Origin of the sequence: Streptomyces sp. NPDC059256 (assembly GCF_042753785.1) — a bacterium.
GTDB lineage: Bacteria > Actinomycetota > Actinomycetes > Streptomycetales > Streptomycetaceae > Streptomyces.
The window spans coordinates 1-20,862 of sequence record NZ_JBHYZO010000012.1; the positions used below are offsets into that span (position 1 = coordinate 1).

At 70.1% G+C, this 20,862-nt stretch carries 19 protein-coding genes and 1 pseudogene; 15 read left to right on the top strand and 5 right to left on the bottom strand.

The window, feature by feature from the left end; genetic code table 11:
• Positions 1–318 (top strand): annotated as a pseudogene (locus ACFXJL_RS23505) (IS607 family element RNA-guided endonuclease TnpB); the annotation flags it as partial.
• 64 nt (positions 319–382) lie between these two features.
• Here the strand turns inward: ACFXJL_RS23505 and ACFXJL_RS23510 are convergent.
• Entirely contained in the window at positions 383–778 is a 396-nt protein-coding gene (locus ACFXJL_RS23510; protein ID WP_384695362.1) for a DUF1844 domain-containing protein, read from the bottom strand.
• A gap of 293 nt (positions 779–1,071) precedes the next feature.
• Between ACFXJL_RS23510 and infC the strand changes: the two genes are divergently transcribed.
• The 10 genes from infC (at position 1,072) to ACFXJL_RS23560 (ending at position 12,758) form a co-directional block, all read left to right on the top strand.
• Positions 1,072–1,788: a translation initiation factor IF-3 gene (gene infC, locus ACFXJL_RS23515; protein WP_329016239.1), complete on the top strand. Its 717-nt coding sequence runs from the start codon at positions 1,072–1,074 to the stop codon at positions 1,786–1,788.
• 126 nt (positions 1,789–1,914) lie between these two features.
• Positions 1,915–2,109 (top strand): 50S ribosomal protein L35, encoded by a 195-nt coding sequence (rpmI, locus tag ACFXJL_RS23520; protein WP_250920741.1) that lies wholly within the window; start codon positions 1,915–1,917, stop codon positions 2,107–2,109.
• 104 nt (positions 2,110–2,213) lie between these two features.
• Positions 2,214–2,600: a 50S ribosomal protein L20 gene (gene rplT / locus ACFXJL_RS23525; RefSeq protein WP_125652405.1), complete on the top strand. Its 387-nt coding sequence runs from the start codon at positions 2,214–2,216 to the stop codon at positions 2,598–2,600.
• 158 nt (positions 2,601–2,758) lie between these two features.
• Positions 2,759–3,595, top strand: coding sequence for a TrmH family RNA methyltransferase (locus ACFXJL_RS23530; RefSeq protein ID WP_384637306.1), 837 nt, complete (start codon positions 2,759–2,761; stop codon positions 3,593–3,595).
• Positions 3,596–3,710: 115 nt separating this feature from the next.
• The gene (locus ACFXJL_RS23535) at positions 3,711–4,832 is read left to right on the top strand and encodes an ATP-binding protein (protein ID WP_358878200.1); all 1,122 of its coding nucleotides are present in this window, start codon (positions 3,711–3,713) and stop codon (positions 4,830–4,832) included.
• A 172-nt stretch (positions 4,833–5,004) separates the two neighbouring features.
• Positions 5,005–6,135 carry a phenylalanine--tRNA ligase subunit alpha gene (gene pheS, locus ACFXJL_RS23540; RefSeq protein WP_358878199.1) on the top strand — a complete coding sequence of 377 codons (1,131 nt, stop codon included), beginning with the start codon at positions 5,005–5,007 and terminating at the stop codon, positions 6,133–6,135.
• Positions 6,135–8,672, top strand: a complete 2,538-nt coding sequence (pheT, locus tag ACFXJL_RS23545; RefSeq protein ID WP_384695368.1) for a phenylalanine--tRNA ligase subunit beta — start codon at positions 6,135–6,137, stop codon at positions 8,670–8,672. The genes pheS and pheT overlap by 1 nt, the downstream gene beginning before the upstream one ends.
• A gap of 731 nt (positions 8,673–9,403) precedes the next feature.
• Positions 9,404–10,408 carry a PP2C family protein-serine/threonine phosphatase gene (locus ACFXJL_RS23550; protein ID WP_384695371.1) on the top strand — a complete coding sequence of 335 codons (1,005 nt, stop codon included), beginning with the start codon at positions 9,404–9,406 and terminating at the stop codon, positions 10,406–10,408.
• A 256-nt stretch (positions 10,409–10,664) separates the two neighbouring features.
• The gene (locus ACFXJL_RS23555) at positions 10,665–12,005 is read left to right on the top strand and encodes a transcriptional regulator (RefSeq protein ID WP_358878196.1); all 1,341 of its coding nucleotides are present in this window, start codon (positions 10,665–10,667) and stop codon (positions 12,003–12,005) included.
• Between the two features lie 222 nt (positions 12,006–12,227).
• Positions 12,228–12,758, top strand: a complete 531-nt coding sequence (locus ACFXJL_RS23560) for an NUDIX hydrolase (protein WP_358878195.1) — start codon at positions 12,228–12,230, stop codon at positions 12,756–12,758.
• Positions 12,759–12,794: 36 nt separating this feature from the next.
• Here ACFXJL_RS23560 and ACFXJL_RS23565 read toward each other — a convergent pair whose 3' ends face one another.
• A complete protein-coding gene (locus ACFXJL_RS23565; protein ID WP_358878194.1) occupies positions 12,795–13,655 on the bottom strand; it encodes a 3-hydroxybutyryl-CoA dehydrogenase in 861 nt (286 codons plus the stop codon).
• Positions 13,656–13,833: 178 nt separating this feature from the next.
• On the opposite strand from ACFXJL_RS23565, the gene ACFXJL_RS23570 reads away from it, so the two are divergent.
• Positions 13,834–15,105: a glycoside hydrolase family 10 protein gene (locus ACFXJL_RS23570; protein ID WP_384695375.1), complete on the top strand. Its 1,272-nt coding sequence runs from the start codon at positions 13,834–13,836 to the stop codon at positions 15,103–15,105.
• A gap of 114 nt (positions 15,106–15,219) precedes the next feature.
• On the opposite strand, the gene ACFXJL_RS23575 is transcribed toward ACFXJL_RS23570, so the two are convergent.
• Both ACFXJL_RS23575 and ACFXJL_RS23580 read right to left on the bottom strand, forming a co-directional pair.
• Positions 15,220–15,411: a DUF1918 domain-containing protein gene (locus tag ACFXJL_RS23575; RefSeq protein ID WP_358878192.1), complete on the bottom strand. Its 192-nt coding sequence runs from the start codon at positions 15,409–15,411 to the stop codon at positions 15,220–15,222.
• Between the two features lie 119 nt (positions 15,412–15,530).
• Entirely contained in the window at positions 15,531–16,370 is an 840-nt protein-coding gene (locus ACFXJL_RS23580) for a DMT family transporter (protein WP_384695594.1), read from the bottom strand.
• On the opposite strand from ACFXJL_RS23580, the gene ACFXJL_RS23585 reads away from it, so the two are divergent.
• Together ACFXJL_RS23585 and ACFXJL_RS23590 are read left to right on the top strand one after the other, a co-directional pair.
• Positions 16,252–17,925, top strand: a complete 1,674-nt coding sequence (locus ACFXJL_RS23585; protein ID WP_384695379.1) for a PLP-dependent aminotransferase family protein — start codon at positions 16,252–16,254, stop codon at positions 17,923–17,925. The two genes, ACFXJL_RS23580 and ACFXJL_RS23585, sit on opposite strands and share 119 nt — an antisense overlap.
• Before the next feature lie 223 nt (positions 17,926–18,148).
• Positions 18,149–18,724 carry a histidine phosphatase family protein gene (locus ACFXJL_RS23590; protein WP_358878189.1) on the top strand — a complete coding sequence of 192 codons (576 nt, stop codon included), beginning with the start codon at positions 18,149–18,151 and terminating at the stop codon, positions 18,722–18,724.
• A 43-nt stretch (positions 18,725–18,767) separates the two neighbouring features.
• On the opposite strand, the gene ACFXJL_RS23595 is transcribed toward ACFXJL_RS23590, so the two are convergent.
• Positions 18,768–19,412 (bottom strand): CGNR zinc finger domain-containing protein, encoded by a 645-nt coding sequence (locus ACFXJL_RS23595; RefSeq protein WP_384637284.1) that lies wholly within the window; start codon positions 19,410–19,412, stop codon positions 18,768–18,770.
• A gap of 56 nt (positions 19,413–19,468) precedes the next feature.
• Between ACFXJL_RS23595 and ACFXJL_RS23600 the strand changes: the two genes are divergently transcribed.
• Positions 19,469–20,716: an MFS transporter gene (locus tag ACFXJL_RS23600; protein WP_384695383.1), complete on the top strand. Its 1,248-nt coding sequence runs from the start codon at positions 19,469–19,471 to the stop codon at positions 20,714–20,716.
• Positions 20,717–20,862 lie beyond the last annotated feature (146 nt).

A 20,862-nucleotide genomic window follows, 5' to 3' on the forward strand; every position in this document is an offset into this window, starting at 1 on the left:
GGCGCGGTGAAAGCCAAGCTGCCGCTGCACATCCGGACCTACCAGTGCGACGCCTGCCACCTGGTCATCGACCGGGACGACAACGCCGCACTCAATCTCGCCGCCCTCGCGGCAGCCGTAGTAACTGGTACCGGAGTGGCCGGAGACCAGGACACCGCACCAGCGGTGTCGAAGCCTCGTGGAGCCGACCAGAAGACCCGCGCCACCCGCACCCGTCGCAAGACGAGTGCGGGGCGGGCAGGTGGCGCAACCCTGCCGCACCAGCGGCAGACGGAAACGAGAGACCGTACTCAAGCCGAAGCCCTCACGCTTTGGTGATGTGACGGACCTTCCGGGCCGAAATGCCCGGAATGCCGAGACCTGGCCACGGTCTTGGCAACGGTTAGCCGTAGACGGGTCCGGTGTACTTCTCGCCCGGGCCCTTGCCCGGCTCGTCCGGAACCAAGGACTCCTCGCGGAAGGCCAGCTGGAGGGTTTTCAACCCGTCCCGTAGCGGAGCGGCGTGGAACGAGCTGATCTCCGTGGTGCTGGCGTCCAACAGGCCCGCCAGCGCGTGCACCAGCTTGCGCGCCTCGTCCAGGTCCTTGTGTTCGGTACCCGCGTCGTCGGCGGCCAGACCGAGCTTGACGGCGGCTGCGCTCATCAGGTTCACCGCGACCGTGACGATCACCTCGACGGCCGGGACCTCGGCGATGTCGCGGGTCAGGGCGTCGAAGTCGGGGGTCTGGGCGGCAGCCGTGTGCTCGGGCTGCTCGGGGTGCGGTGTCGCGTCTTTCATGCCCCACACGATATGCCCCGCCACGCCGACGCCGATCCGGGCCGCCGGTTAGCCCCTCCCTCCTGGAGCTGCTAACCTTGTGTGACGACCGGCTGGACACGCGCGTGCCCAGCCCACAAGTGGAGGCTCCGATCTCCCACCTGGCCGCTCTCTGGGCGGCGGGTCACCGGTCAGGCGGCGCCCATCGTTCCGTACGGACGATGGAAGTCGCCCGATGTGCGCCCCGCGGTTGATCGCGGCGGTGTTCCGGTATTCGCGGAGCTACTGCCTGTGTCCCGTCCGGGGCATTTTTCGTGTTCTGGCTCGGTTGGTCTCACAACAGACGTTACGCGGCTGGCCTCCAGTCGGTCGCGTGGTGCTACCGAGGAGGATCCATCAGCGCCGAGCCCCGCATTAACGACCGGATTCGCGTTCCCGAAGTACGGCTTGTCGGTCCGAGTGGTGAGCAGGTGGGCATCGTCCCGCTCGCCAAGGCCCTTGAGCTTGCTCAGGAGTACGACCTCGACCTGGTCGAGGTCGCGGCGAACGCCCGGCCGCCCGTGTGCAAGCTCATGGACTACGGGAAGTTCAAGTACGAGTCGGCCATGAAGGCCCGTGAGGCGCGCAAGAACCAGGCGCACACGGTCATCAAGGAGATGAAGCTCCGGCCGAAGATCGACCCGCACGACTACGACACCAAAAAGGGTCACGTCGTTCGGTTCCTCAAGCAGGGCGACAAGGTCAAGATCACGATCATGTTCCGTGGTCGTGAGCAGTCCCGCCCCGAGCTTGGCTTCCGCCTGCTTCAGCGTCTCGCTTCCGATGTCGAGGACCTCGGATTCATCGAGTCGAACCCGAAGCAGGACGGCCGGAACATGATCATGGTTCTTGGCCCGCACAAGAAGAAGACCGAGGCCATGGCCGAGGCGCGTGAGGCCCAGGCCGCACGCAAGGCAGACCGCACCGGTACGAAGGTCCAGGCTGAGGACGAGCCTGCCGACGAGCCTGTCGAGACGCCCTCCGAGTCGTGACCGAAGGGGCAGCCGCTCGCCGGCGCCCCGGGTCCCGCCCGGAACCAATAACCAAGATCTGACGCTCCTGAGTGCCGGTGCCCCCGGGCACCGGGGGAGCGCCACTGACGAGGAGATAACGGCGCTATGCCGAAGAACAAGACGCACAGCGGTTCCAAGAAGCGCTTCAAGATCACCGGCACCGGCAAGGTGCTCCGTGAGCGCGCCGGCAAGCGCCACCTGCTTGAGCACAAGCCGTCCACGCTGACGCGTCGCCTCTCGGGCAACGCGGAGATGGCTCCGGGCGACGCCAAGAAGATCAAGAAGCTTCTCGGCAAGTGACGTTCCGCCTCCGGTGACGGAGGCCGAGGGACGTCAGGACCGGGACCCAATCGAATTCGGGTCGTGTGATGAGTAACCACGACCCCGCTACAAGGAGTTAACAAGTGGCACGCGTCAAGCGGGCAGTCAACGCCCACAAGAAGCGCCGGGCAATCCTCGAGGCGGCCAGCGGTTACCGCGGTCAGCGTTCGCGGCTCTACCGCAAGGCCAAGGAGCAGGTCACCCACTCCCTGGTCTACAACTACAACGACCGCAAGAAGCGCAAGGGCGACTTCCGTCAGCTGTGGATCCAGCGGATCAACGCCGCTGCCCGCCAGAACGGCATGACGTACAACCGCCTCATCCAGGGTCTGAAGGCCGCCAACATCGAGGTGGACCGCAAGATCCTGGCCGAGCTCGCCGTGAACGACGCCAACGCGTTCGCCGCGCTCGTCGAGGTGGCGCAGAAGGCCCTTCCGGCCGACGTCAACGCGCCGAAGGCCGCCGCCTAAGCGCTGCGCCCCGGTTGATGCATCGGACCCGTAGGCCCTCGTGGTCTACGGGTCCGAGTGCGTCAGGGCGCCCCGCGCCGCTCCGCGCTCCCGCCCGCGTCGGGCCCACCGGCCCCCACCGCACCCCGTAGCCGAACTCCGCAGACGAAAGCGAGTCCATGCCCGCCCCCGAGCTGATCTCACCCCGCTCCACCCGGGTCGCCGCCGCGCGACGGCTCGCGAAGCGGAACTTCCGCGGCAAGGACCGGCTCTTCCTGGCCGAGGGACCGCAGGCCGTGCGGGAGGCGGCCGGGCACCGCAGTGACGGCGTCGCCACCCTCAGCGAGCTGTTCACCACGCCCGAGGCGGCGGAGCGATACGCGGACATCATCGACGCAGCCCAGGAGGCCGGCGCTCGGATCCACCTCGCGAGCGAGGACGTCATCGCCGACATCTCGACGACCGTCACCCCGCAGGGGCTGGTGGGCGTCTGCCGCTTCGTCGACTCGCCCTTCGAGGAGATCGTGCGCAGCCGTCCGCGACTGGTCGCGGTACTCGCCCACGTCCGCGACCCCGGGAACGCCGGTACCGTCCTGCGCTGCGCTGACGCTGCCGGAGCTGATGCCGTCGTCTTCACGGACGCCTCCGTCGACCTCTACAACCCGAAGGCGGTCCGTGCCTCCGTCGGCTCGCACTTCCATCTGCCCGTCGCGGTCGGCGTGCCCGTCGAGACCGCCATCGAGCAGCTCAAGGAAGCGGGGGTGAGAGTGGTGGCCGCCGACGGCGCGGGCGAGGACGACCTCGACGACGCGCTGGACGCGGGAACGATGGGAGGCCCCACGGCCTGGGTCTTCGGCAACGAGGCATGGGGACTTCCCGAGGAGACCCGAGCCCTCGCGGACGCCGTGGTCAGGGTTCCGATCCACGGAAAGGCAGAAAGTCTGAACCTGGCGACCGCCGCAGCCGTATGCCTCTATGCCTCTGCGCGCGCCCAGCGCACCGGGGGCGCACGATGACATGCGGTGCTCACCTCCGTGGGAGTACCGCGCAGGGGCTCCGCACGGTCTCGTCAAGCTAGTAGGGTGACGGGCTCGGGGGCCCACTGTGTTGGCGGAGAGGTGGGGTACGGGGATGGTTGTCGGGACGAGCGGGCCCGCGAAGACACATGGACGATCGGTGCGCCCTTCGGCCGATCCCGAGGTCTTCGGCATCGACCCCGACGATCTGCCCGACGGCCTCGTCGTGGCCGATGAGACCGGCCGGGTGATCTGCTTCAACAAGGCCGCCGTCCGTATCACCGCCGTCGCACGGACCGAAGCCATCGGCCGGCCCCTGGAGACCGCCCTGCCACTGGAGGACCTCAAGGGGCGCCGCTGGTGGACCCTCACCGACCCCTATGGCGGCCTCGCCACCCGAGTGGGACAGCCGGAGCGCAATCTGCTGCTCCCCGGTGGACGCGAGGTCCTCGTCTCCGCCCGCTACGTACGCGACTACCCCACCGGCCCGGTGCACCGACTGGTGATCAGTCTGCGCGGCACGGAGGCGCGTCGTCGCACCGAGCGCAGCCATGCGGAACTGATCGCCACCGTCGCCCATGAGCTGCGCTCACCCCTGACCTCGGTCAAGGGGTTCACGGCCACCCTGCTGGCCAAGTGGGAACGGTTCACCGACGATCAGAAGCGGCTGATGCTGGAGACCGTCGATGCGGACGCCAACCGGGTCACCCGTCTGATCGCCGAACTCCTCGACATCTCCCGCATCGACTCCGGTCGGCTCGAAGTGCGCCGTCAGCCCGTCGATGTGGCGACCGCCGTGGGCCGCCACGTCCAGGCCCACATAGCCAGCGGCCAGAGCCCGGATCGGTTCTTCGTCCGGATCGCCCGGGAACTCCCCGATCTCTGGGCCGATCCCGACAAGATCGACCAGGTGCTCGGCAACCTGCTGGAAAACGCGGTGCGCCACGGCGCCGGAACCGTCACCATCGAGGTGGCGCCGGCATCGGCGACGGACGACGAGAAAGGCACGGCAGTCACCGTGAGCGACGAAGGCCCCGGCATCCCCGAGGAGTCGATGGGCCGTGTCTTCACCCGCTTCTGGCGGGGGAGCAAACGCGGTGGCACCGGCCTTGGCCTCTACATCGTCAAGGGCATCGTCGAGGCGCACGGCGGCACCATCACCGTCGGTCGGGGCCCCGGAGGCGGCGCCGAGTTCCGATTTATCCTGCCCGTCGGCGCCCCGGCCTATCTGGCCTGAGGGCCCCTGCGGGCCCATCGCAGAGCGAGTCGGCCCCGCCGGTCATCCGGCCCACGGGCCGTCCCCCGGAACAGCAACCGTCCGCGACCTTTAGACTCGACCCTTGGCACGTTTACGTCCCAGTCGTCGAGTGGGGGCCGCGGCCACCAGCCAATCGGAAACACGGGAAGAGATGTCGGCACCCAACAAGTCGTATGACCCAGTCGAGGTCGAGGCACTGAAACCGGAAGTCATCGAGCGCATGCGGGACGAGGCGCTCGCCGCCTTCGCCGCCGCCGGCGATCTCGACGCACTCGCCCACGCGAAGGTCGCGCACACCGGCGGTACCTCGCCGCTCGCGCTCGCCAACCGTGAGATCGGAGCCCTGCCGCCACAGGCGAAGGCCGATGCCGGAAAGCGCGTCGGCCAGGCCCGCGGTGCCGTGAACAAGGCACTCGCCGTCCGTCAGGTCGAGCTGGAGGCCGAGCGGGACGCCCGGGTCCTGGTGGAGGAGGCAGTCGATGTCACCCTGCCCCACGACCGGGTTCCCGCCGGTGCGCGCCACCCGCTGACCACGCTCTCCGAGCGCATCGAGGACGTCTTCGTGGCCATGGGCTACGAGGTCGCCGAAGGCCCGCAGGCCGAGGCCGAGTGGTTCAACTTCGACGCGCTCAACATCGGTCCCGACCACCCCGCCCGCGGTGAGGCCGACACCTTCTTCGTCGAAGGGCCCGAGTCAGACGCGGGCACGGGTACCGGTGTGGTGCTGCGCACCCACACCTCTCCTGTGCAGATCCGCTCGCTGCTCGATCGCGAACCCCCGGTCTACGTGGTCTGTCCCGGGCGCGTGTACCGGACCGACGAGCTCGATGCGACCCACACGCCCGTCTTCCACCAGGTCGAACTGCTCGCCGTCGACGAGGGCCTGACCATGGCCGACCTCAAGGGCACGCTGGACCACATGGTCCAGGCGCTCTTCGGCGGCGAGGGCATGAAGACCCGGCTGCGGCCGAACTTCTTCCCGTTCACGGAGCCTTCGGCCGAGATGGACATGGTCTGCTACGTCTGCCGCGGCGAGTCCGTCGGCAACCCGGACCGCCCCTGCCGCACCTGCTCCAGCGAGGGCTGGATCGAGCTCGGCGGCTGCGGGATGGTCAATCCGAAGGTGCTCGTCGCCTGCGGGGTGGACCCGGAGAAGTACAGCGGATTCGCCTTCGGGTTCGGCATCGAACGGATGCTGATGTTCCGCCACAACGTCGAAGACATGCGAGACATGGTCGAGGGTGACGTCCGGTTCACTCGGCCGTTCGGGATGGAGATCTGATGCGGGTCCCGCTTTCCTGGTTGCGGGAGTACGTCGACCTGCCGGTGAGCACCACCGGCCGGGACGTACAGGCGAAGCTGGTCGCCGCCGGCCTTGAGGTCGAGAGCGTCGAGCAGCTCGGCGCCGGTCTCACCGGCCCGCTGGTCGTCGGTCGGGTCCACGCCATCGAGGAACTGACCGAGTTCAAGAAGCCCATCCGCCACTGTCTGGTGGACGTCGGCCAGTCCAACGGCACCGGTGAGCTCCAAGAGATCATCTGTGGCGCCCGGAACTTCGTTGTCGGCGACAAGGTCGTCGTCGCACTCCCCGGCGCCGTGCTGCCCGGTGACTTCCGGATCGCCGAGCGCAAGACGTACGGCCGGATGTCCCGCGGCATGATCTGCTCAGCGGACGAGCTCGGCATGGGCGACGACGGCACCCACGGGATCATCGTCCTGCCGCCCGAGTACGAGCCCGGCATCGACGCCACCGCGCTCCTGGAGCTCTACGACGAGGTCCTCGACATCGCCGTCACCCCGGACCGGGGCTACTGCCTCTCCCTGCGCGGCGTCGCCCGTGAGGCGGCCATCGCCTACGGTCTGCCGCTGCGCGACCCGGCGCTGCTCGACGTCCCGGGACCGAACGCCCACGGCTACCCGGTGCACGTCGCCGACCCGGTCGGCTGCGACCGGTTCACTGCGCGCACCGTCACCGGTCTCAACCCCGACGCCCGGTCCCCGATCTGGCTGAAGCGCCGCCTCCAGAAGGCGGGCATGCGCCCGATCTCGCTCGCCGTCGACATCACGAACTACGTGATGCTGGAGCTGGGCCAGCCGCTGCACGCCTACGACCGCACGCTGATCGAGGGCGCCATCGGGGTCCGTCGTGCCGAGGCGGGCGAGAAGCTCACCACGCTCGACGGCGTCCATCGCGTCCTGGACGCAGATGACCTGGTGATCATCGACGACCGTGGGCCCATCGGCCTCGCCGGTGTCATGGGCGGAGCCAACACCGAGATCGCCGACCACGCGGATCACGGAGCCCCCGCCGACGGTACGGTCGCGCGCCTCACCACCGAGATCGTGATCGAAGCCGCGCACTTCGACCCGGTCGCCATCGCGCGCACCGCACGCCGCCACAAGCTCTCCTCCGAGGCATCGCGGCGCTTCGAACGCGGAGTGGACCCGCTGGCCGGGGCCGCCGCCGCACAGCGCACCGTCGACCTGCTGGTCCTCCTCGGCGCCGGCACCGCCGAGACCGGGGTCACCCAGGTGATCTCCCCGTCCGCGCCGCGCACGGTCTCCATGCGCGCCGACCACCCCGACCGGGTGGCCGGGATGGAGTACGGCAGGGAGATCGTCGTACGCCGTCTCCAAGAGGTCGGCTGCGATGTGTACGGGCAGGACGAACTCGTCGTCACCATCCCGTCCTGGCGTCCCGACCTCACCGCACCGAACGACCTCGCCGAAGAGGTCATCCGCCTCCAGGGGTACGAGAACCTCCCCTCCACCCTTCCGCGGCCCACCTCCGGCAGCGGCCTCACCGACCGGCAGCGGCTCACCCGCCGCATCGGCCGGGCGCTGGCCGGTGCGGGGTACGTGGAAGCACTGAACTACCCCTTCATCGGTGCCCAGGTCCTCGACCAGCTCGACCTTCCGGCCGACGACCCGGCCCGGAATCTGGTGAAGCTGGTCAACCCGCTCTCCGACGAAGAGCCCGCGCTGCGCACCACGCTGCTGCCCGGACTGCTCGGGGCGTTGCGCCGCAACGACGGGCGCGGTAGCCATGACCTGGCGTTGTTCGAGACCGGTGTGGTCTTCCACCCGGCCGCTGGGCCGCGGACGACCGCACCGCTCCCCGTCGACCGCAGGCCGACCGATGCGGAGATCGCCGCACTCGACGCCGCACTGCCCGTACAGCCGCGGCACGCCGCCGTGGTGCTGGCGGGCGCCCGTGAACAGGCCGGCTGGTGGGGCCAGGGCCGACCGGCCACCTGGGCCGATGCCGTACAGGCCGCTCGGCTGCTCGCCGCGGAGGCGGGTGCCGAACTCGTTGTCGAGCAGGTGCAGTACGGGCCGTGGCACCCCGGCAGGTGCGCTGGACTGTTCGTGGCCGTCGACGGCGTGAAGACCCCTGTGGGGTATGCCGGCGAGCTGCACCCCCGGGTCATCAAGGCGCTGGGGCTGCCCGCCCGCACCTGTGCCATGGAGCTCGATCTGGACCTGGTCGAGCGCGCCGGGGAAGGGGTGCTCCCCGCGCCCCGGATCTCCACGTTCCCGGTGGCGACCCAGGACGTGGCGCTCGTCGTCGACCAGACGGTGCCCGCAGCGGCCGTGGAGCACTTCCTCACGCTCGGCGCGGGCGAACTGCTCGAATCCATCCGGCTGTTCGACGTCTACACCGGCGATCAGATCGAAACGGGCAAGAAGTCCCTGGCGTACGCGCTGCGCTTCCGGGCGCCCGACCGCACCCTGACGGTCGAGGAGGCGTCCGCCGCGCGGGACACCGCGGTGGCGAGTGCGACCGAGCACACGGGAGCCGTACTCCGCGGAGCCTGATCGCTCCAGTCCGCTCCTTGGGGGCGCATCCGGTCATCCGGGTGCGCCCCTTGCCTCTGTCGAGGTGAAACCCCCCAGTCTCACTCGTTCGGGTGAGAAGGGAGGGCGGAGTTCTCGTCCCTTCCGCCGTTCCGCCACGATCGACGGAATCACCGACCGGCAGGCGCTGCCGTCGGTGGGATCGTCCCGGCCGATCGGGCGGCCGGTGCGCCGGACCGGGCCTTTCTGAGGGGACCATCGGCATGATCCGCATCAGGTCTTCACCTCTCGTTCCGACCGTGCTCCGGTCGAGAACCCTCCAGTTGATGGCCGCCTGTCTGCGACCGCGGTGGTGGGCGGCCGATTCCACGGGGACCGCTCGCCCGTCCAGCGGTGAGCGGGCGCTCTCGTCCGGCACGGCCGAGACGGATACGACGGTCCGAAGGACCGGTGTGCGCCGGTTATCGGGTCTGCGTGGAACCGTCGATGGCCGAGGGCGCTCGGCCGGGCCGCTGCACGAGGGCGCGTTGGGGATGAGCCCTCGGCGAGAGCCTGACCATCACGGCGACGACGGACGCCCTTCGTCTGCCGTATCGGGCTCGTCTGTCGTATCGAGCTCGTCTTTTTCGTTCGGCTCATCTGCTTCGTTTGGTTCGTTTGGTTCGTCCGGCTCATCGGGTGCTTTCGATACGGCACGTGCGACGGCCCGGCGCGTCAACACCCCCCTCACACTCGCCGTCATCTGCGGTGCCGTGGCACTGCTGTGGCGCCTCATGCCGCCCAGCCACCCCGAAGGGTTCGGCGAGCGGATCGTCGAAGGTGCCATCCTCCTGACCGTCGGCACGGGTCTGGTGGTGGGCGTCCGTCGTCATCTCGGTGATGAGCTCAACCGGGTCAGGGCCGTCGCGCAGGCCACCCAGCGCGTACTGCTGCGGCCCGTACCCGCGGAACTCGACGGGCTCACGATCGCCGCCGTCCAGCGCTCGGCCACCCGCGGGGCGACCATCGGCGGCGATCTGTACGAGGCGGTCGACACGCCCTACGGCGTACGGATGATCATCGGCGATGTCCGCGGCCACGGGCTGCCTGCGATCGGTGCCGTCGCGGCCGTCCTCGGCAGCTTCCGCGAGGCCGTGCACGACGAGCCCGAACTCCTCGGCGTCCTGCGCCGGCTGGAACGGTCCCTCCAGCGGCATCTGCGCGAGCAGGCGCGGGATGCACCGGGCACCGGCGAGTCGGACGGGCCGTCGGTGGAGGAGTTCGTGACCGTGCTGCTGGTGGAGATCGCAGGGGACGGCACCCTGACGGTGCTCAACTGCGGTCACCCCTGGCCCTATCGGCTCGGGCCCGAGGTACGACCGCTGTGTTGGGGAGAGCCGCTGCCTCCGCTCGGCACCTTCCCCCTGCCCGCGCTCCCACCGGTGTGGCACGGTGCACCGCTGCTGCCCGGCGAGGTCCTCTTCCTCCACACCGACGGGGCGACCGACGCCCGGAACGCCACGGGCGCCTTCTTCGACCTGGAGGCGTACCTGCGGCAGGCGGTCCGTGGTGGTCCGCCGGCGCCGGCCGCCCTGATCGCCGATGTCCATGCGCAGTTGCTTCGGCACACCCGGGGGCGGATCGGCGATGACACGGCTCTGTTGGCACTGCGCAACGACCGCCCGCGGGCGGCGCCCGGTGGGGAAGCAGTGCACCGACCCCGCGGGGAGCCCGCCCACCAGCAGGACGCCCTGGATCCCCTGGGCCTGGCCCGCTGATGGCCGATGCGGCCGGCGTCGTCCGCCCCGCCGCGGAGTGTCGGGCAGAAGGCGAAGCGGACGACGCGATGGAGGATCACCGCGCTGTACGAGGGGGAGCGCGGTGATCCGGCCGCCTCTATGAGAGGCCACTCAGTCAACAACCGCCCGGGGTGGTGCGGCAGAGCGCACGCACCACCGGTCGGGGCGTTGTGTTCACACCCCGTGTGAATGGGTCGTCCACTACGCTGGGCCCACTGAGCCTCCGGAGGGCCCCATGCAGCCCAACACCTTGCTCGATGCCTTGCTTGACGAGGCTGGTTTCTCCCACGCCGGCCTCGCCGCCCGGGTGAACCGGGCCGGTCGGGCCAAGGGGTTGTCACTGCGGTACGAGCACACCGCGGTGGCCCGCTGGCTCAAGGGGCAGCGTCCCCGGGGACAGGTGCCCGATCTGATCTGCGAGGTTCTCGCCGAGCGACTGAACCGCGCCCTGACCCTCGGGGACATCGGGCTAGGGGTGAGCGGCCAAGGAGTGGGGGAGACGGGCTCACCGCTGTGCAGTTTCGTCGAGAGGGCCACCGCCCTGTGGCGTTCGGACGAACAACAGCGCCGCCACGTCATCGAGGCGCCCGCCGTCACGGGCACATCGGCCGTGATGCCCGTCTGGGAGTGGGAGAACCCCCCGGAGGACGCCGATGTCTCGCGGGCCGGGCCGATGAGCGTCTCTCCCGCCGACATCGTGACCCTGCGAGCAGCCCGTACGCACTACGAGTTGATGTACCGCAAGGCCGGCGGAATGGCGACCCGGGCACGCATCGTCGGGTTCCTCACCACCGCGACCGCCCCCTTGCTGCGCGGCTCCTACGGCAATGAACTCGGCAGGCAACTGCACCGGGCCACCGGTGGGCTGGTCGCCGTGGCCGGCATCTGCGCCTATGACTCCGACGCCCATGGGCTCGCCCAGCGCTACTTCCACCAGGCGTTGCGATTGGCCAAGGCCAGTGGGGATCGAGGGCTCGGCGCCTATGTGATCGCACTGTTGGTCAACCAGTCCCTGCTGCTGGGGGAGTACCGACAGGCGGTGGCCTTCGCCGAGGCCGCGCTGCGGACGGCGGGCGCGCAGATCACGCCCGCCCTCGCCTCCGACCTCTATGCCACGCAGGCCAAGGCGTACGCCCGGCTCGGGGACCGTGCGGGTGCGCTGCGGTGCATCCGGCGTGCGGAGCACGAGGCGGCACGCATCCACCCGGCAGGTGAGCCGGAGGAGACCGGCTATGTCCAACCGGGTCTGATCAATGTGCAGGCCGCCGAGGCGTTGCTCAGCCTCGGCGATCTATCGGCCGCCCATGACCATGCGGCTGCTGCCGTGGGCGCTCCGGCACATGACCGGGGACGGGTCCACCGGCTGGCGATGCTCTGTCAGATCGAACTCTGTCGTGGCGAGGCCGATCGGGCGGCGCAGACGGCCACGGAGATGGCGGAGCGGGCCCGGGGAATGGAGTCCCGGCGGTTGCGCGGTCGACTGCGGCTGGTGCGGGAGCAGTTGGTGGCCAGTCGGTCGGCACGGGCCGACGATGCGGCCGAGCGCATCGACAGTGCGTTGCGCGTGCCCCTGTAGGGAGAGTTGGGCGACGATCGCGTCCCGTTGGGGGCTCGATGCGTCACGGCGGTCGTTCCATGGCCCGGTTCATCGGCCCCGAGCGCTTCTCGGGGCCCGGCCGTACGCCTCGATGTCCGGAAGCGCACGTTCCTATCCGGCCCACTCTGCGCTGTGATGCCCCTCGGGAGCGCTGCGCCTGCTGCGATGTTGCCATCGACTGGTCGAAAGGCGGCACAAGACGTGCAGTGGATGAACTTAAACGAACAAACTGTGTATCAAAATCGCTGGTTCACCGTGAACCTCGCAGATGTCGAGCTTCCTGACGGCCGGCACCTGGACCACTTCCTCATCAGAATGCGTCCCGTCGCCATCGCAACGGCCGTCAACACCGCCAACGAGGTGTTGATGCTCTGGCGCCACCGGTTCATCACGGACAGTTGGGGGTGGGAGTTGGCCGCGGGCGTCGTCGAGGACGGGGAGGACATCGAGAGCGCGGCAGCCAGGGAGATGGAGGAGGAGACGGGCTGGCGTCCCGGTCCGCTGCGCCCGCTGATGACCGTGGAGCCGTCCAACGGCCTCACCGACTCCCGACACCACCTCTACTGGGCCGACAGCGCCACCTACATCGGTCATCCCCAGGACGACTTCGAGTCATCGCGCCGGGAATGGGTGCCCTTGAAAGGGGTGCCGGACATGATCGCCCGGGGCGAGGTCCCGGCCGCCAACATGGCGGCCGGGCTGCTGATGCTCCATCAACTACGGCTGGGCTGAGCCACCTCAGGGATCGGGGCGTCGGGGCGGGCGGGGTCAGGCGTACTGGTAGAAGCCCGAGCCCGACTTGCGGCCAAGGCGCCCCGCGTCGACCATCCGCTGGAGCAGCGGGGGCGCGGCGTACAGCGGTTCCTTGTACTCGTCGTACATGGAGTCGGCGACCGAGGCCACCGTGTCCAGGCCGATCAGATCGGCCAGCTTGAGCGGTCCCATCGGATGGGCGCAGCCCAGCTCCATGCCGTTGTCGATGTCCTCGCGGCTGGCGATGCCGGATTCGAACATCCGGATCGCCGAGAGGAGATAGGGGATGAGGAGCGCGTTCACCACGAAGCCCGAGCGGTCCTGGGCCCTGATGGCGTGCTTGTCCAGTACCTGCTGGACGACGGCCTCCGAGCGCTTGATCGTCTCCTCGGACGTGGTCAGCGCGGGGATCAGCTCGACGAGCTGCTGGACGGGGGCCGGATTGAAGAAGTGGATGCCGATGACCTGGTCGGGCCGTGAGGTCGCGACGGCCAGCTTCACCAGCGGAATGGAGGAGGTGTTGGATGCCAGGATGGCGTCCGGCCGGGTCACCACCTGGTCGAGCACCTGAAAGATCTCGGTCTTGACCTGCTCGTTCTCCACGACGGCCTCGATGACGAGATCGCGGTCCGCGAACTCCCCGAGGTCGGTGGTGAAACTGAGGCGCGCCAACGCCTCATCGCGCTCGACCTCGCTGATCTTGCCGCGTTCGGCGGCCTTCGCGAGGGAATTGGTCAGCCGGGTGCGACCGATCTCCAGGGCTTCGCCCGTGGTCTCGGCCACCTTGACCTCCAGGCCGCTGCGTGCGCACACCTCTGCGATGCCCGCGCCCATTTGGCCACAGCCCACCACTCCGACGCGTGCAATGTCGGCCATTGTGTCCGTCACCTCGTGCCTTTCGCTGATCTGGGGTGGCGCGGCCTCCGTATGGTTCCGGTGCCGGCCTCGACGCTCCGACGTTACTGCGGATACCGCTGTCCGCGACGACCAGGGGCGGGAATGCCAGGGGCCGGGAGGCCGCTGACCGCGGTGGAGTGAAAGGTACGGGTTGCACATGGGGCAGATCGGGCAGGGTGTGGGGAGTATCGGCAGAAGGGCCCTCATCGGTACGGCCGCGGGGGCCCTGGCGGGGGTGACGGTGGCAGGGGACGCGGTGGCGAGACCCCGAGGGGCCCAGGAGATCGCGGCGGGCAGCAGACGGACACGGGACTTCCGCGGGATGTGGCTGGCCACGGTCAGCAACCGCGACTGGCCGTCCGCCCCCGGGCTGAGCGCGGACCGACAGCGCGCTGAACTGCTGGCCCACCTGGACACGGCCGTCGAGCGCGGTCTGCGGGCGGTCGTCTTCCAGGTCAGACCGGCGGCCGACGCCCTGTGGCCGTCCCCGTACGAACCGTGGTCCCAGTGGCTGACGGGAACGCAGGGCGGGGACCCGGGCTGGGATCCGCTGGGGACCGCCGTGGACGAGGCCCACCGTCGCGGGCTGGAGCTGCACGCCTGGTTCAATCCCTACCGGGCGGCGGTCCACGCCGATCAGAGCCGACTGGCGGCGGACCATCCCGCACGGCTGCGCCCGGACTGGGTGGTGCCCTACGGAGGCAAGCTCTACTACAACCCCGGGCTGCCGGAGGTGCGGGCCTTCGTACAGGAGGCGATGATCGACGCGGTTCGCCGCTACGACGTCGACGCCGTCCACTTCGACGACTACTTCTACCCCTATCCGGTGGCCGGTCAGCGCTTCGACGACGACCTCGCCTTCGCCCGTCACGGTGCGGGCTTCGCCGATCGGGCCGCGTGGCGGCGCGCCAACATCGATCTGCTGATCCAGGAGATGTCCGCTCGGATCGAGGAGACCCGGGCCGGGGTCCGGTTCGGCGTCAGCCCCTTCGCGGTCTGGCGCAACGCCGCCACCGATCCGCGGGGGTCGAAGACCACAGCAGGGGTCCAGACGTACGACGACCTCCACGCCGACACCCGCACCTGGATCCACCGGGGGTGGATCGACCACGTCGTGCCCCAGATCTACTGGCACATCGGCTTCAAGGCCGCCGACTACGCCGTTCTGCTGCCATGGTGGAACGACCTGGTCCAGGGCACGGACGTCTCCCTCTACATCGGCGAAGCGCTCTACAAGGCGGGGGACTCCGCCCAGCCGGCCTCCTGGCAGGACCCCGCGGAACTCTCCCGGCACCTGACCCTGGCCAGCGGGTACGACCGGGTCGAAGGGCACTGCTTCTTCTCCGCCCGCGAGGTCAGCGCGGACCGGGGCGGTGCAATGGCCCGGGTGGTGGCCGACCACTACGGCGGAGCCCCGGCACAGCGATAGCGCTGGTTCCTGCTGGGCGAAGGGCCCCTCGGTCCACACGAAGGGCCCCTCGGTCTACCGGGAGGCCCTGTCGGTGATCCTTGCCCTTGACCGGCGCCCGTGCCGGCGCCGCCCTCAGGCTGCTTCGTGCGGCTGGATGACGGTGTCGGGACCGGGGGACAGCAGCGTCTCGTGTCCGTCGTCGAACCGGACCCGGTACGGTGGCCCGCCCTCGGGGCCGAGCACCTCGACGACCTCGGCGATCCGGTCGTGCTGGCCCACGATCCGGCCGTGCACCACCAGTTTGTCGCCCACATTCGCGTGCATCGGCAGTGACCTCCTCGCAGGCAGTCCTCGTGTCTTCGAGTCTACGACCGGGGACGGAAGCCGCACCCCCGGTCGATCGTCCGGGTGCTGCGCGCAGGCGTGCGATCCGTCCGGACAGGTCAACTGCGGACCCGCTGGGTGACGGCGATGCAGACCAGCACCGCGACGGCGGCCAGCGGAGCGGCCTGGGCGAGTTCCTCGGACAGCAGGGCGACCGACCAGACCAGGGTGAGCAGCGGCTGGGCGAGTTGGAGTTGGCTGGCCCGGGCGATGCCGATCGCGGCCATGCCCCGGTACCAGACGTAGAGGCCGCAGAACGTGGAGACGACGGCCACCCACGCCAGTCCGATCAGTCCTTGGGCCGTCAGCCGCACGGGTTCGACGGCGAGGGACACCGCGGAGCCCGTGAGCGCCAGCGGCAGGCACAGGATCAGGGCCCAGCCGATCACCTGCCAACCGGGCATCTCCCGGGCGAGCCGCCCGCCTTCGGTGTAGCCCGCCGCGCAGACCAGGAGCGCGCCGAAGAGGTAGAGGTCGCCGCCCTGGAGGGAGCCGCCGCTCTGCGACACGGTGAAGGCGATGACCACGGCCGCGCCCGCTCCGGCGGCCAGCCAGAACGCCCGCGAGGGGCGGCGCCCGGTGCGCACCGCGGCGAACACGGCGGTGGTCAGGGGGAGCAGTCCGACGACGACCGCCGCGTGCGAGGTCGTCGACGTCTGGAGGGCGAGGGTCGTCAGCAGGGGGAAGCCCACCACCACACCGCCGGCGACGACTGCGAGGGCCACCCAGTGGCGGCGGTCGGGCACCGGCACCCGCAACAGCAACAGGAAGCCGCCGGCGATGACCGCCGCCAGAACGGATCGCAGCGAGACCAGGGACCAGGGGCCGAAGGACGTCAGTCCCCACACGGTGGACGGAAAGGTGAGCGAGAAGGCGATTACACCCAGTGCGGCGAGCAGGGTTCCTGAGGTCGCCGAGGGAGAGTCGTCCACGCCCGTCACGGGGCTCTGGTCCCTGGCCGGCGGGGTGTTCACCGCTATCGAAGCAGTATCAGTAGCGCTATCCTGTACTTTCATGAATCAGCGTAGCAGTGTGGATGAGTTGGTGTTTCAGCTAAAAAAGGAGCTGGACCGCTACTCTCCTGAGGGAAAGCTGCCATCCAGTCGTGCACTGGTCGAGCGCTATCGGGTCTCGCCGGTCACGGTCTCCCGGGCGCTGGCGCAACTAGCTGCCGAAGGGCTCGTCGTCACCCGCCCCGGCGCCGGTGCCTTCCGGGTCCGGCCCCGGGCGCAGAGCGTCCCGCCCGGCGACACCTCCTGGCAGGAGGTCGCCCTCAGCGCGGAACCGGCGTCGGACCATGTGCCCCGGTCGGTGGACGCCTCCGGAGTGCTCGCCACCCTGGCCGCACCCCCAGCGGGCGTGATCGAGTTCAACGGCGGCTATCTGCACCCCTCGCTCCAGCCCGAGCGGGCCATGGCCGCAGCCCTCGCCCGGGCCGCCCGCCGCCCCGGAGCCTGGTCACGGCCGCCGGTGGAGGGGCTCCCCGAACTGCGCGAGTGGTTCGCCCGGGGCATCGGAGGGCGGACGGGAGCCGCCGACGTACTGATCACTTCGGGCGGACAGGCGGCGCTCACCACGGCCCTGCGCGCACTGGCCCCACCCGGCGCGCCCGTTCTCGTCGAATCGCCCACCTATCCCGGCATGCTCGCCATCGCCCGGGCGGCCGGGTTGCGTCCGGTGCCGGTGCCGGTGGACGCGGCAGGAGTCCGCCCCGAACTGCTGGCCGCCGCTTTCCTTGCGACGGGCGCACGGGTCTTCGTCTGTCAGCCGCTCTTCCAGAACCCCACCGGAAGCGTGCTGTCCCCGGCGCGCCGGCCCGAGGTGCTGAGGATCGCCCGCGAGGCCGGGGCGTTCATTGTCGAGGACGACTTCGCCCGACGACTGGTCCACGCCGATGCGGGGCCGCTCCCGGAACCGCTCGCCGCGCTCGACTCCGACGGGGTCGTCGTCCATGTCGGCTCGCTGACCAAGGTGACTTCGCCCAGTCTGCGGGTGGGGGTGCTCGCGGCCCGAGGGCCCGTACTGGACCGATTGCGCGCGATCCAGGTGGTGGACAGCTTCTTCGTTCCCCGCCCCCTGCAAGAGGCCGCGTTGGAGCTGGTCGGGGCGCCCGCTTGGAACCGTCATCTGCGGACCGTGGGGGTGGAGTTGAAGGAGCGCAGGGAGGCCATGGCCGCCGCGTTGCAGCTCGGGTTGCCGCAGTTGTCGCTGTCCGCCATCCCTGCCGGGGGCTACCACTTCTGGCTTCGACTGCCGGACGGCGGCAGCGAGTCGGCGCTGTTGGCGGCGGCACTGCGTCGGGGTGTGGCCCTGGCCCCTGGGCGTCCCTACTTCAGCGCTGAGCCTCCCGGGGCCCATCTGCGGCTCAGTTTCGCGGGGGTGGCGGACAGCGCGGAGATCGCGGAAGGAGTGCGTCGGCTCAGGGCCGCCTGGGGCGAGTCCGGGGTGTCCTGACCCTCCGAACTGTTCGTTCCGCGGCATGGGTTCCCGTCCCGGTGCGACCGCTCGCGGCCAGGGGGCCAATGGTCAGGTGAACGCTCGGGCGTCCGACTCGGCAGCGGGGAATGGCCCGTCGGTGGCATGTGCATGATCAATGAAGGGCGCACTCTGCCTGGTCAGTGGAATGAGTGACTCCGGTCACTTGACCGGTTCGCCTCCGCCCGCCCACCATCACGCCATGAGTGTCCGGATCACGCTCGTCGCCGCAGCGCGCAGCACCTCCATGCTCTCCGAGCGTTTCGACGATGACCGGTCACCCGACCAGACCGGCTGGCACGAGGTGCAACTGGCCGCGCCCTCCCTCGTACCGCTCAACGCCGCAGAACTGCGGTACTGCTCCCCGACGCTCTGTAGTCGGGCCACCGCACAGGCCCTCGGCTTCGCGCCCATGGCCCAACCCGCCCTGCGGGGATGCGACATGGGGCGCTGGCGCGGGCTGACGCTGGGCGAGGTGACGGCCGTGGAGCCGCATGCGGTGGACACCTGGCTCGCCGATCCCCGGTCGGCGCCGCACGGCGGCGAATCGCTGCTGGCCTTCATCGGACGGATAGGGACCTGGCTGGACACCCGTCCGGCGCAGGACGGCGGTTCCGTGGTGGCCGTGGCGGAACCCTCGGTGATCCGCGCGGCGCTCGTCTACGTACTGAACGCACCACCGACCTCGTACTGGAACGTGGACGTCCGTCCGCTGTCCACCCTCGTCCTCACCGGCCGTGCCGGCTGCTGGCAACTCCGTCTCCAGACCGTCTGCTGACTCCCGACGGCTCCGGCGCGGCGCCGGGTGGAGCTTGCCGCGCTCAAGGGTCGGTCCGCCGCGCCCGACGGTGTGCCGCCACCCGCTCACGGGTAGCGCACCGCCGTGAACAGTAGCGGCGCACCGGACCGCTGCCCTGGGTCAGGAAGACATTGCGGCAGGTGGTGGAGGCGCAGATTCCGCCCGGTGGGCGCTGGCGGTCCCAGACCAGGACGGTCAGCGCCAGCGCCGACGTAGCCAGGAGCCATTCGCCCCAGGGTCCGTCGTCATCCCCGTCCAGATGCGGATGCCAGGGCGAGGATCCTCGGTGGGAGGAGAGCCTGAGTCGGCCCTCCGTCAGGGCGAGCAGTTCGTTGAGCCGGGCAGCCGCCTCGTCCACCCCCTCCGCGGCGAAGACCGTACGCAGTTGGAGGGCCGCCTCACGCATCTCGACCAGGTCATCGGCGCTGAGTGCCAGGGGGGCGAGTCCGCCCACCGCTCGTCCGGTCCGCTCGGCTGCCCCGTGTTCGTCGTCCGATGCCACCTCGCCGTACGCCCGCAGCACCGCGCCGACCGCCTCCAGGTCGGCGGGCGGCTCCAGATGGTCCGGGCCGTCCGTCCCGGTCAGCACATTGATCAGGGCAGCCGTCCGCCTGGCCATCGCATCCACCGAATGACGTGCGGACCCGGCACTCCTCAAGGGCTCCATCGAGGCAATGTAACGCATCTAGCGCATATTTAAGTTACTTGAGTAGCGTCAAGTGGATGGAGAACCGTTACGCGCTGAGGATGCATCTGGCGGGTGCAGCCGTCGCCCGCACCGGAGACGAGATGTCCGGCCCCGCCCTCCTCCTGACCGCGCTGGCCCTCACCGGCTCGACCGCCACCGCCTCCGTGCTCCTCGCCGGCATGACCCTCGCCGCAGCCGTCGGTGGGCCCCTCCTCGGCCTGTTCCTGGACCGATCCACCCGGCCCGGCGCACTCCTGGCCGCGGCCCTCGCCGGTCACTGCCTGGCACTCCTGGCCGTCCTCTGGGCACTCCACGCCCATGGCGAACCACCGCTCGTCATGACGCTTCTGATCGCGCTGGGTGCGGGACTGCTCGGGCCCGTCCTCTCCGCCGGCTGGACCTCCCAACTGCCCCGGCTCGTCCTGCCCGCCGCACTGCCCCGGGCCACGGCCCTCGACGCCATGACCTTCCATGCCGCCGCACTGCTCGGACCGGCGCTCGCCGGCACGGCGGCCGGACTCCTGGGAGCAGGTACGGGCGTCGTCGTCGCGGCCGTGCTGATCGCCCTCTCCCTCCCCGCGGCCCTGAGCGTCCCGCCCGACCCCTCCCGGAGGGCAGCCCGCTCCCCGCGGTCCGGCGATTGGCGCGTCCCCCTCGCCGATCAGCTGCTCCGCGCAGAACTCCGCTCCGGCTTCCGGGCTACCGTCCGGAACCGGCCGTTGGCCCGGGCAACCGCCGTCACCGTGATCTCCTGCGCGGGGGAGGGGGCCTTCGTCGTCTGCGTACCGCTGCTCGGCGATCAACTGCTCGGGGACCGGGACCGGGGCGTGCTCCTGCTCTCCGGGATCGCCGTCGCCGCTGTCGCCGCCAATGCCCTCCTCGCCCGCCGGCCCCCGCGGCACGGGCCCGACCGCATCCTCAACTGGAGCCCACTCGCCCTCGCGCTGGCGTACGCACTGATGGCGACCGGCCAACCCCTCCTGCTCGTCGTCGCCGTCGTGCTGGCCGGTGCGGGCGAAGGCCCCCAACTGACCGCACTGTTCACGATCCGCCACCGCGAGGCCCCCGAGCGGTTGCGCGCACAGGTCTTCACCACCGGGGCGAGCCTCAAACTGACCGGTTTCGCGGTGGGCGCCGCCCTGGCCGGGCTGGTGATCTCGCTCGGCTCCCTCACCGCCGCACTGCTGGCGGCGGCGGGCGTCCAACTCGTCGCCGCGCTGTGCGCCGCACCGACGACTGCCCGCCACCCTGGACGCCCTCGATCCCGCAGCCCTGAGTCCTGACAGTCGTCACGCCGTCACAGCCAGTGCTCGGAACTGCCCGCGTCGTCCCAGGTGACGAGATTGCGACCACACTGGGGCGGGGCCCTTTCGAGACCGGGTCGAACACGAGATATCTTGATGTCGAGCAATGTTGCAGACGTGGAGCG

Bases quoted from the DNA above. Each gene is read 5' to 3' on its own strand.
- pheS (WP_358878199.1), top strand. From the start codon at position 5,005: ATGTCGGCACCCAACAAGTCGTATGACCCAGTCGAGGTCGAGGCACTG.
- ACFXJL_RS23565 (WP_358878194.1), bottom strand. From the start codon at position 13,655: ATGGCCGACATTGCACGCGTCGGAGTGGTGGGCTGTGGCCAAATGGGC.
- ACFXJL_RS23570 (WP_384695375.1), top strand. From the start codon at position 13,834: ATGGGGCAGATCGGGCAGGGTGTGGGGAGTATCGGCAGAAGGGCCCTC.
- ACFXJL_RS23510 (WP_384695362.1), bottom strand. From the start codon at position 778: ATGAAAGACGCGACACCGCACCCCGAGCAGCCCGAGCACACGGCTGCC.
- ACFXJL_RS23555 (WP_358878196.1), top strand. From the start codon at position 10,665: ATGCAGCCCAACACCTTGCTCGATGCCTTGCTTGACGAGGCTGGTTTC.
- ACFXJL_RS23575 (WP_358878192.1), bottom strand. From the start codon at position 15,411: ATGCACGCGAATGTGGGCGACAAACTGGTGGTGCACGGCCGGATCGTG.
- ACFXJL_RS23590 (WP_358878189.1), top strand. From the start codon at position 18,149: ATGAGTGTCCGGATCACGCTCGTCGCCGCAGCGCGCAGCACCTCCATG.
- ACFXJL_RS23595 (WP_384637284.1), bottom strand. From the start codon at position 19,412: ATGGAGCCCTTGAGGAGTGCCGGGTCCGCACGTCATTCGGTGGATGCG.
- ACFXJL_RS23530 (WP_384637306.1), top strand. From the start codon at position 2,759: ATGCCCGCCCCCGAGCTGATCTCACCCCGCTCCACCCGGGTCGCCGCC.
- rpmI (WP_250920741.1), top strand. From the start codon at position 1,915: ATGCCGAAGAACAAGACGCACAGCGGTTCCAAGAAGCGCTTCAAGATC.
- ACFXJL_RS23535 (WP_358878200.1), top strand. From the start codon at position 3,711: ATGGTTGTCGGGACGAGCGGGCCCGCGAAGACACATGGACGATCGGTG.
- ACFXJL_RS23585 (WP_384695379.1), top strand. From the start codon at position 16,252: ATGACCGCCGCCAGAACGGATCGCAGCGAGACCAGGGACCAGGGGCCG.
- pheT (WP_384695368.1), top strand. From the start codon at position 6,135: ATGCGGGTCCCGCTTTCCTGGTTGCGGGAGTACGTCGACCTGCCGGTG.
- ACFXJL_RS23600 (WP_384695383.1), top strand. From the start codon at position 19,469: ATGGAGAACCGTTACGCGCTGAGGATGCATCTGGCGGGTGCAGCCGTC.